Source organism: Pseudomonas sp. EMN2, from assembly GCF_009650555.1.
Taxonomy (GTDB): domain Bacteria; phylum Pseudomonadota; class Gammaproteobacteria; order Pseudomonadales; family Pseudomonadaceae; genus Aquipseudomonas; species Aquipseudomonas sichuanensis.
Genome location: NZ_VZZR01000024.1, coordinates 99,053 through 108,756, shown reverse-complemented (window position 1 = coordinate 108,756; position 9,704 = coordinate 99,053). Strand labels below are relative to the sequence as shown.

General features: G+C 62.5%; 10 protein-coding genes. 4 read left to right on the top strand and 6 right to left on the bottom strand.

The annotated features are described in order from the left end of the window. The first annotated feature begins 15 nt into the window (after window positions 1–15). Window positions 16–795: a PhzF family phenazine biosynthesis protein gene (locus F6X61_RS08895; protein ID WP_153786291.1), complete on the top strand. Its 780-nt coding sequence runs from the start codon at window positions 16–18 to the stop codon at window positions 793–795. A gap of 69 nt (window positions 796–864) precedes the next feature. On the opposite strand, the gene F6X61_RS08890 is transcribed toward F6X61_RS08895, so the two are convergent. Next, window positions 865–1,974, bottom strand: a complete 1,110-nt coding sequence (locus F6X61_RS08890; RefSeq protein ID WP_153786290.1) for an ABC transporter ATP-binding protein — start codon at window positions 1,972–1,974, stop codon at window positions 865–867. Further along, the gene (gene argF, locus F6X61_RS08885; protein ID WP_153786289.1) at window positions 1,971–2,891 is read right to left on the bottom strand and encodes an ornithine carbamoyltransferase; all 921 of its coding nucleotides are present in this window, start codon (window positions 2,889–2,891) and stop codon (window positions 1,971–1,973) included. Before argF ends, F6X61_RS08890 begins: the two co-directional genes overlap by 4 nt. A 364-nt stretch (window positions 2,892–3,255) precedes the next feature. Here argF and F6X61_RS08880 point away from each other — a divergent pair, with 364 nt between their 5' ends. Together F6X61_RS08880 and grxD are read left to right on the top strand one after the other, a co-directional pair. Continuing rightward, entirely contained in the window at window positions 3,256–5,364 is a 2,109-nt protein-coding gene (locus tag F6X61_RS08880) for a molybdopterin oxidoreductase family protein (RefSeq protein ID WP_153786288.1), read from the top strand. Between the two features lie 91 nt (window positions 5,365–5,455). After that, window positions 5,456–5,791 (top strand): Grx4 family monothiol glutaredoxin, encoded by a 336-nt coding sequence (gene grxD, locus F6X61_RS08875; protein WP_110995142.1) that lies wholly within the window; start codon window positions 5,456–5,458, stop codon window positions 5,789–5,791. Between the two features lie 315 nt (window positions 5,792–6,106). On the opposite strand, the gene bfr is transcribed toward grxD, so the two are convergent. Continuing rightward, window positions 6,107–6,580 carry a bacterioferritin gene (bfr, locus tag F6X61_RS08870; protein WP_110995143.1) on the bottom strand — a complete coding sequence of 158 codons (474 nt, stop codon included), beginning with the start codon at window positions 6,578–6,580 and terminating at the stop codon, window positions 6,107–6,109. 200 nt (window positions 6,581–6,780) lie between these two features. Continuing rightward, window positions 6,781–7,002, bottom strand: a complete 222-nt coding sequence (locus tag F6X61_RS08865; protein ID WP_110995144.1) for a bacterioferritin-associated ferredoxin — start codon at window positions 7,000–7,002, stop codon at window positions 6,781–6,783. 214 nt (window positions 7,003–7,216) lie between these two features. Between F6X61_RS08865 and F6X61_RS08860 the strand changes: the two genes are divergently transcribed. After that, window positions 7,217–7,819, top strand: a complete 603-nt coding sequence (locus F6X61_RS08860; RefSeq protein WP_153786287.1) for a peroxiredoxin — start codon at window positions 7,217–7,219, stop codon at window positions 7,817–7,819. Between the two features lie 127 nt (window positions 7,820–7,946). On the opposite strand, the gene rnt is transcribed toward F6X61_RS08860, so the two are convergent. Both rnt and pyrC read right to left on the bottom strand, forming a co-directional pair. Beyond that, window positions 7,947–8,621 (bottom strand): ribonuclease T, encoded by a 675-nt coding sequence (gene rnt, locus F6X61_RS08855; RefSeq protein ID WP_153786286.1) that lies wholly within the window; start codon window positions 8,619–8,621, stop codon window positions 7,947–7,949. Continuing rightward, window positions 8,618–9,664, bottom strand: a complete 1,047-nt coding sequence (gene pyrC, locus F6X61_RS08850) for a dihydroorotase (RefSeq protein ID WP_153786285.1) — start codon at window positions 9,662–9,664, stop codon at window positions 8,618–8,620. The genes rnt and pyrC overlap by 4 nt, the downstream gene beginning before the upstream one ends. Window positions 9,665–9,704: the final 40 nt, after the last annotated feature.

The window sequence follows — 9,704 nt, the reverse complement described above, 5'->3', positions numbered from 1 at the left end:
CAGAGGGAGCGTGTCATGCAGTTGCACTTCCATCAGGTCGACGCGTTCAGCGATCGACCCTTCGCCGGCAACCCCGCCATGGTTTATCACCTGGAGCAGTGGCTCGACGAGGCGCTGATGCAGCAGATCGCCGCCGAGCACAACCTTGCCGAGACCGCGTTCGTGGTGGCGGACGGGGACGGATATCGGATCCGCTGGTTCACCCCAAGTACCGAAGTGCCGCTATGCGGCCATGCCACCCTGGCCAGCGCCTATGTGCTGTTCGAGGTGTATGGCGAGCAGAAGGCGCGACTGGATTTCCAGAGCCAGTCAGGGCTGTTGAGCGTCAGCCGTGAAGGGGACCGCTTGTGGCTGGACTTCCCGCGCATCGATTCGCAGCCGGTTGCCGAGCCTTTGCCGGTTGCCGAGGCGTTGGGCTGCGAGGTACTGGAAGTGCGCCAGAGCAAGGAGCTGTTCGTGGTGTTGCCGTCGGAGCAGGCGGTGCGTGATTGCACGCCGGACATGGCTGCGGTGGCGCGTCTGCCCGGGCTTGGCGTAATTGTGACGGCGCCCGGGGCCAGGCATGACTTCGTATCGCGCTACTTCGCCCCGGCAATCGGCATCCCCGAAGACCCGGTAACCGGCTCCACCCATTGCCTGCTCATCCCGTACTGGGCTGAACGCCTTGGCAAAACCGAGTTGAGTGCTTTCCAGTGCTCGGCCAGGGGCGGTGAGCTGTCATGCAGGCTGGAAGGTGAGCGGGTGAAGATCGGTGGGCAGGCTCGCCGGGTGGCGAGTGGCACCTTGATGCTTTGATAGTCGCGGGGCAAGCCCGCTCCCACGTTGGTCGTGGGAGCGGGCTTGCCCCGCGATGTTCTGGACGCCTCAGAGCGCCGAGCTGACGCGGCGCACGCCGTTCTCCTGACGTGGCAACTGCGCGGCTACGCTGCCGGGCACCGGGAACAGCACCAGGTGGTCGGCCGCCACGGCGATGCCGATGTCCTGGCCTACCTGATGGTCGATGTGGCTGGGGAAGATCGCTTCGAGCTGGCTGCCGGTGGGCAACTGCAGGCGATACAGGGTCGAGGCGCCGAGGAAGCTCTTGCCGACGATTTGCGCACGCAATTTGCCGTCGGGCGCATGGATGATGTCATCCGGGCGCAGCAACACGTCCACCGAACTGCCCGGGGCCATGGTGTAGGCGCGATTGCCCCGCAGTTCGCCGAGCTCGGTGGTCACCGCCTCGTGGCTGCTCATCTGGCCGCGAATGAAGTAACCCTGGCCGATGAAGCTGGCAACGAAGGGGGTCTGCGGCTCGTGGTAGAGGTTGTAGGGGGTATCCCACTGCTCCAGGCGGCCTTCCTTGAACACGCCAACGTGGTCACTGACGGCGAAGGCTTCTTCCTGGTCGTGGGTGACCAGGATGGCGCTGGTGCCACGGCTCTTGAGGATGTCACGCACCTCGTGGCTGAGGCGCCTGCGCAACTCGACGTCGAGGTTGGAGAACGGCTCGTCGAGCAGCAGCAGTTGTGGCTCCGGCGCCAATGCGCGGGCCAGTGCGACCCGTTGTTGCTGGCCGCCGGACAACTCGTGTGGGTAGCGCCCACCGAGGCCGCCCAGCTTGACCAGCTCGAGCATCTCCTCGACCACGGCCGCCTGTTGCGGGTGCTTGCCGATGCCGAAGGCGATGTTCTGCGCCACGGTCAGGTGGGGGAACAGCGCGTAGTCCTGGAACACCATGCCGATCCGGCGTTTCTCCGGAGCCAGGGTGAAACCTGCACGGGAGATGACTTCGCCGGCCAGCTGGATCTCGCCTTCATGCACCGGCTCGAAACCGGCGATGGCGCGCAGCGTGGTGGTCTTGCCGCACCCGGAGGGGCCCAGCAGGCAACCGATGTCGCCTGCGTTCAGGTGCAGATTGAGGTTCTGGACGATGCGCTGCTCGCCGTAGCCGCAGGCGAGGTCGCGCAGGTTGAGCAGTAGGGGTTGACTCATGCGTGGTGGTAAGCCGGTTCTACAAGGAATTCGAGAAGGGCCTTCTGCGCATGCAGGCGGTTCTCAGCCTGGTCCCAGGCGACCGAACGGGGGTCGTCGAGCAGGTCCTGGCTGATTTCCTCGCCACGGTGGGCGGGCAGGCAGTGCATGAACAGGGCATCGGGTGCCGCCAGGTCGAGCAGTGCGCGGGTGACCTGGTAAGGCGCGAAGTGCGCCAGGCGCCGTGCAGTTTCCTCTTCCTGGCCCATGGAAGTCCAGACATCCGTGGTCACCAGGTGGGCGCCGCGTACGGCTTCCTTCGGATCACGGACGATCTGCACGCGGTCACCGCCCAATTGCAGGAAGCGTGGATCGGGGTCATAGCCCTCGGGGCAGGCGATGCGCAGCTGGAAGTCGAACTGGCGAGCGGCTTCGATGTACGAGTTGCACATGTTGAAGCCATCGCCGATCCAGGCCACGGTCTTGCCCTGGATCGAGCCGCGGTGTTCAAGGAAGGTCTGCATGTCGGCCAGCAGCTGGCAGGGGTGCGACTCGTCGGACAGGCCGTTGATCAGCGGCACCCGCGAATGGGCGGCGAATTCGGTGAGGGTGCTGTGGGCGTGGGTGCGGATCATCACCGCATCGACCATGCTCGACAACACGATGGCGCTGTCGGCAATCGGCTCGCCGCGGCCCAGCTGGGTGTCACGCGGCGACAGGAAGATGGCCTGGCCGCCGAGCTGGATCATGCCCGCCTCGAACGACACCCGGGTACGGGTCGAGGACTTTTCGAAGATCATCCCCAGCACGCGGTTCTTCAGGGGCTCGAACAGCACGCCACGCTTGCGCAGGTCCTTCAGCTCGATGCCTCGGCGGATCACACCGAGCAATTCGTCGGTGGTGAAATCCAGCAGGGAGAGAAAGTGCCTAGCGCTCATGATTGACTACCTTATCTGCAACGGTGTGCAGGTCGACCGTATGGGTTTTGTTGACAACGGGAGTGACCTGCGGCGTAAGCCGCACGGGGCGGACGGAATAGGGAAAGGCGCAATACTATAATTAAATGTCGCCTCAAACCAAGAGGGGAAACACTGTCTCTGTATCAGCGGGTGTCGTAACCCACTGCAGGCGCGCTGTTTTTTATTTGCTACAGGGGTTGTACACGGCCTGGCGCGCGTTTGGCAAACCTGCTGTCGCGAATCGTGGGCCTGATGTCGGTAGATTCACGCCGCGAAGCGCGCTAGTGAGGCTTGCCGGGGCGGCGCATAGTCGAACGTCCAGAACAACACGGCAGAGGCGGCCATGACCAAGACCCTGCATCACCGAGCCTGTCACCTGTGCGAGGCCATCTGCGGCCTGAACATCGAAGTGACCCACGAAGCCGACGGCCGGGCGCGGATCAGCTCGATCAAGGGCGACCCGCAGGACCCGTTCAGCCGTGGGCATATCTGCCCCAAGGCAGTCGCCCTGCAGGATATCCAGGAAGACCCCGACCGCCTGCGCCAGCCCCATCGGCGTATCGGCGACCAGTGGCAGCCGATTGGCTGGGACGAGGCGTTCACGCTCGCCGCCGAACGCCTATGGGCGGTGCAGCAGGCCCATGGGCGCAACGCCGTCGCGGTTTATCAGGGCAACCCCAGCGTGCACAACTATGGGCTGATGACCCACAGCAACTATTTCCTCGGCCTGCTCAAGACCCGCAACCGCTTCTCTGCCACCTCGGTCGACCAGTTGCCCCAGCATCTGACCAGCCATCTGATGTACGGCCATGGCTTGCTGTTGCCGATCCCTGACATCGATCACACCCGCTTCATGTTGATACTCGGTGGCAACCCGCTGGCTTCGAACGGCAGCATCATGACGGTGCCGGATGTGGAGAAGCGGCTGAAGGCGCTGAAGGCCAGGGGCGGGCGCCTGGTGGTGGTCGACCCGCGGCGCAGCGAGACGGCGGCGATGGCCGATCAGCATCTGTTCATCCGCCCCGGTGGCGATGCGGCGCTGCTGGCTGCGCTGCTGCATACCCTGTTCGCGGAGGGCCTGGCCCGCGGATCGCACTTGCCGGTCAACGGGCTGGATCAGGTGCGCCAGGCCATTGCACCCTTCGATGCCGAGGCGATGAGCGGGCTCTGCGGCATCCCGGCGCAGGATATCCGCCAACTGGCCCGGGACTTCGCGGCCGCAGGCAACGCCGTTTGCTATGGCCGGATGGGGGTTTCCACCCAGGCCTTCGGTTCGCTGTGCCACTGGCTGGTGCAACTGATCAACCTGGTCACCGGCAATCTCGACCGCGAAGGCGGTGCCCTGTGTACCGAACCGGCGGTGGACCTGGTGGCCAGCACCTCGGGCGGGCATTTCAACCAATGGCAGAGCAGGGTCTCGGGCCTGCCGGAATATGGCGGCGAACTGCCGGTGTCAGCCCTGGCCGAAGAGATCCTCGAGCCGGGCGAAGGGCAGATCCGGGCGCTGGTGACCGTCGCAGGCAACCCGGTATTGTCCACGCCCAACGGGCGACGCCTGGATGAGGCGTTGGACGGGCTCGACTTCATGCTCAGCATCGACCTGTACATCAACGAGACCACCCGCCATGCCGACCTGATCCTGCCCTCGACTTCGGCGCTGGAGAATGATCACTACGACTCCACCTTCAATCTGCTGGCGGTACGCAACGTGAGCCGTTTCAACCGGGCGATCCTGGCCAAGCCCGAGGGGGCATTGCACGACTGGGAGATTTTCGTCGGCCTGGCCAAGGCTTTTGCGGCTCGCACCCAGGCCGAACTGAGGGCGACCATGCCGCCGGCGCAGATGATCGACTACGCGCTGCGCAAGGGGCCTTATGGTGATGCGTCAACCTGGAAGCTGTCGCTGCAAACCCTCGACCAGCATCCCCATGGCCTCGACCTGGGGCCGCTGACGCCGAACCTCGCTGATCGCTTGCGTACCGCCAGCCAGGCGGTCGAAGCAGCCCCAGCGGCCCTGCTTGAAGACCTGCAACGGCTGGCCCGGCAATTGCCGCCGGAACCTGGCCAGTTGTTGCTGATCGGCCGCCGTCATGTGCGCAGCAACAACTCGTGGATGCACAACTTCCATCGGCTGGTAAAAGGCAAGCCGCGTCATCAGTTGCTGATGCACCCGCTCGACTTGCATCAGCGCCAACTGCAGGACGGCCAGACGGTACGTGTGCGTTCACGCACCGGCGTGCTCGAAGTGCAGGTCCAGGCCAGCGAGGAGATGATGCCGGGGGTGGTCAGCCTGCCCCATGGCTACGGGCATGGGCGCAAGGGCGCCCAGTTGCAGGTGGCCAGCGCGCAACCCGGGGTGAGTGCCAATGACCTCACCGACGAGCGCCTGCGTGATGGTGTTTCCGGCAATGCGGCACTCAATGGTGTACCGGTGCAGGTGGAGGCCGCATAACGGTCGGCAAGGCCGAGCATGCCGCTCGGGTTTCCGATACAATGCGTCACCGTGCCGACAACCATGTCGGAAAGTTCAGCCGAGGTGCTTCATGGATATCATCGAAACAATCAAAGAGCAGATCGCCAACAACACCATTCTGCTTTACATGAAAGGCTCGCCGAATGCCCCGCAGTGCGGCTTCTCGGCCAAGGCATCGCAAGCGGTGATGGGTTGCGGCGAGAAGTTCGCCTACGTCGACATCCTGCAGAACCCGGAAATCCGCGCCAACCTGCCCAAGTACGCCAACTGGCCAACCTTCCCGCAACTGTGGGTGGCCGGTGAGCTGGTCGGCGGTAGCGACATCATGCTGGAAATGTTCGAAAAGGGTGAGCTGCAGGCCCTGATCAAGGACGCGGCTGCCAAGGCCAAGGCTTCCGAGGCCTGATTCCAGCGTTATCGCGCCGGAATGCAAAAGCCCCGCATATGCGGGGCTTTTTGTTGCTTGGATAAAGAGTTCCAACACCTCAATGCCAGTCAGTTAAGCCAATTGGGGCCGCACTGCGGCCCTTCGCGGGTAAACCCGCTCCCACAGGTCCAGCGCTAGCTTGAGATTTTTGCGCAATCCTGTGGGAGCGGGTTTACCCGCGAAGGGCTGCAAGGCAGCCCCATTAGTGGCAATGAAGCGCTAACCGACTGGCATTAACCTACACCCCAATAAAAAGCCCCGCACTTGGCGGGGCTTTGGCGTATCTGGCGATGATTACTCTTCGCCCATCTGCGACTGCAGGTAGTTCTCGATGGTGATCTTGTCGATCAGGCCCAGCTGGGTTTCCAGCCAGTCGATGTGCTCTTCCTGGTCTTCGAGGATGTCTTCGAGCACATCGCGCGAGCCGAAGTCGCCTGCAGTTTCACAATGGGCGATGGCGGCTTTCAGGTCGGCGTGGGCCTTTTTCTCAAGCTTCAGATCGCACTCGAGCATCTCTTTGGTGTGCTCGCCGATCATCAGCTTGCCCAGGTCCTGGACATTGGGGATGCCTTCGAGGAAGAGGATGCGCTTGATCAGCTTGTCAGCGTCCTTCATCGCCTGGATGGATTCTTTGTATTCGAATTTGCCGATCTTGTTCAGGCCCCAATCTTCGTACATGCGTGCGTGCAGGAAGTACTGGTTGATTGCGACCAGCTCGTTTCCGAGGATCTTGTTGAGATGCTGGATGACGCTTACGTCGCCTTTCATGATGGGGTCCTGCCCTGTAGAAGTTGAGCCAATGAAAACAAGTTTGAGCCCGACAACTACCTATGTCAAACCTAAGTTATTGAATAATAAGTGAAAATTAATCGGAATAAGAATGTTTGTGAACCGCGTTCGGGCGCTAACTTATTGAATTTCAGGCATAAAAAAACCGGGCACTGGGCCCGGTTCTTCGAAATTCTTTTTTACGCCGCGTTGAATTCAACGGGGTAGGGGAGTGCAGCCTGTTGGCTGAGTTGCAGCTCGGTCAGCGTCTCACGCACCACCTGCTTGGCGAGGCAGGCGCATTTACCGCACTGGCTGGCGACGTTGGTGGCGGCTCGAACGTCCTTGTAGCTGCAGCATCCTTCGTAGATCGCATCGCGGATCTGTCCATCGGTGACACCGACACAGAGACACACATACATAAAGGCTGACCATTACGGTTGGATTCGATGGGTTGGAGAGTAATGGTAATGAGAATGCTTGTCAAAGCACTTCCTGAAAGGGCCGCCCTTGAGCGACCGGTGGTAGAGATTCGGCCTGTCATCAGAAGCCGTGTATGATGGTCGGCCTTTGCCGGATCCGGGGGAACTCATTCTGCCCGGGCAAGGTTTTTCACCCCTCATCAGGAGAAATCGAATGAGCGTACTCGTTGGCAAAAAAGCCCCAGACTTCACCGTCCCTGCCGTACTGGGCAATGGCGAAATCGTCGACAGCTTCACCCTGTCCTCGGCCATCAAAGGCAAGTACGGCCTGGTGTTCTTCTACCCGCTGGACTTCACCTTCGTCTGCCCGTCCGAGCTGATCGCCCTGGACAACCGCATCCCTGACTTCCAGGCTCGCAACGTGGAAGTGATCGGCGTGTCGATCGACTCGCACTTCACCCACAACGCCTGGCGTAACACCCCGGTCAACAACGGCGGCATCGGCCAGGTCAAGTACACCCTGGCAGCCGACATGACCCACGAAATCTGCAAGGCCTACGACGTCGAGTCCGAAGGCGGCGTGGCCTTCCGTGGCGCCTTCCTGATCGACACCAACGGTGTTGTTCGTTCGCAGATCGTCAACGACCTGCCACTGGGCCGCAACATGGACGAGCTGCTGCGCCTGGTTGACGCCCTGCAGTTCCACGAAGAGCACGGCGAAGTCTGCCCGGCCAACTGGAAAAAAGGCGACAAGGGCATGAACGCTTCGCCGGAAGGCGTTGCCGCTTACCTGAGCGAGAACGCTGGCAAGCTGTAATTTGCCAAGCGCATAAAAAAACCGGCCCTGGTGGCCGGTTTTTTTGTCTCAAGTTTCAAGCTACAAGCCACAAGTGAAAAGCCTGGCGCATGTAGGCTGCTCTTTCTTGTCGCTTGAAGCTTGCAGCTTAGTCGTTGAAATCGCGCCAGCCGCCCATTTCTTTCCAGCGGTTGACGATGCCGCAGAACAGCTCGGCGGTCTTCTCGGTGTCGTAGCGTGCCGAGTGCGCCTCGCGGCCATCGAAGTCGATGTCGGCGCTCTGGCAGGCCCGTGCCAGCACGGTCTGGCCGTACGCCAGGCCGGCAAGTGTTGCGGTGTCGAAGCTGGAGAACGGGTGGAAGGGGTTGCGCTTGAGGTCGTTGCGCGCCACCGCGGCATTGAGGAAGCCCAGGTCGAAGCTGCTGTTGTGCCCGACCAGGATCGCGCGTTTGCAGCCGTTGGCCTTGAGTGCCTTGCGCACGCCACGGAAGATGTCGGTGAGCGCGCTTTCCTCGCTCACGGCCATGCGCAGTGGGTGGTCCAGCTTGATCCCGGTGAACTCCAGCGCGGCCTGCTCGATGTTGGCACCTTCAAAGGGTTCGACCCGGAAGAAGTAGGTGTGCTCGGGGAACAGGAAGCCCTTCTCGTCCATGCCGATGGTCACTGCGGCGATTTCCAGCAGGGCGTCGGTGGCGCTGTTGAAGCCGCCTGTCTCGACATCCACCACTACCGGCAGATAACCACGGAAACGTTCGGCCATCGGATGGCGTGAACCGCTGCTGCCCTGGCTGTCCTGATCGTCGTCGTAGAGGTCTTCGCTCACGCGTTGTCCTCCAGCAGGCGCCAGCGCAGTTTTTCACCGGCACGCAGCGGGATCACGGTGTTGTCGCCGAACGGCAGACTGGCGGGTGCCGTCCACTCTTCGCGCACCAGGGTGATGGTGTCGGTGTTGCGCGCCAGGCCGTAGAAGTCCGGGCCATGCTTGCTGGCAAAGCCTTCGAGCTTGTCCAGCGCGTTACGCTGCTCGAACGCTTCGGCATACATCTCGATGGCGGCGTAGGCGGTGTAGCAGCCAGCGCAGCCACAGGCGGCTTCCTTGGCGTGCTGGGCATGAGGGGCGGAGTCGGTGCCGAGGAAGAACTTCGGGTTGCCACTGGTGGCCGCGTCCAGCAGCGCCACCTGGTGGGTGTTGCGCTTGAGGATCGGCAGGCAATAGAAGTGCGGGCGGATACCGCCGACCAGCATGTGGTTGCGGTTGTACAGCAGGTGCTGGGCGGTGATGGTCGCGCCGACGTTGGCCGGGGCTTCGGTGACGAACTGCGCGGCGTCACTGGTGGTGATGTGTTCGAAGACCACTTTCAGCGTGGGGAAACGCTCGACCAGGCGGCGCATGTGCTCGTCGATGAAACGCTTCTCACGGTCGAACACGTCGATCTCGCTGCGCGTCACTTCACCATGCACCAGCAGGGGCAGGCCGGTCTCGGCCAGGGCCTCGATCGCCGGGAAGATGTTGTCGATGCTGGTCACGCCGGAATCGGAGTTGGTGGTGGCGCCGGCCGGGTACAGTTTGGCGGCGTACACGATACCGCTGGCCTTGGCCGCGTGGACATCTTCGGCGCTGGTGCGGTCGGTGAGGTAGAGCACCATCAGCGGCTCGAAGCGGCTGCCGGCCGGACGCGCCGCGAGGATGCGCTCACGGTAGGCGCCGGCTTCGGCGGCGTTGCGCACCGGGGGCACGAGGTTGGGCATGATGATGGCACGGGCGAAGGTGCGCGCCACGTCGCCAACGGTATGTGGCAAGACGGCACCATCGCGCAGATGGATGTGCCAGTCGTCGGGGCGCAGGAGGGTCAGGCGATCGGACATTGGGGATTCCAGGCGGGTCGAACTCAGAAGCCAATGCTAC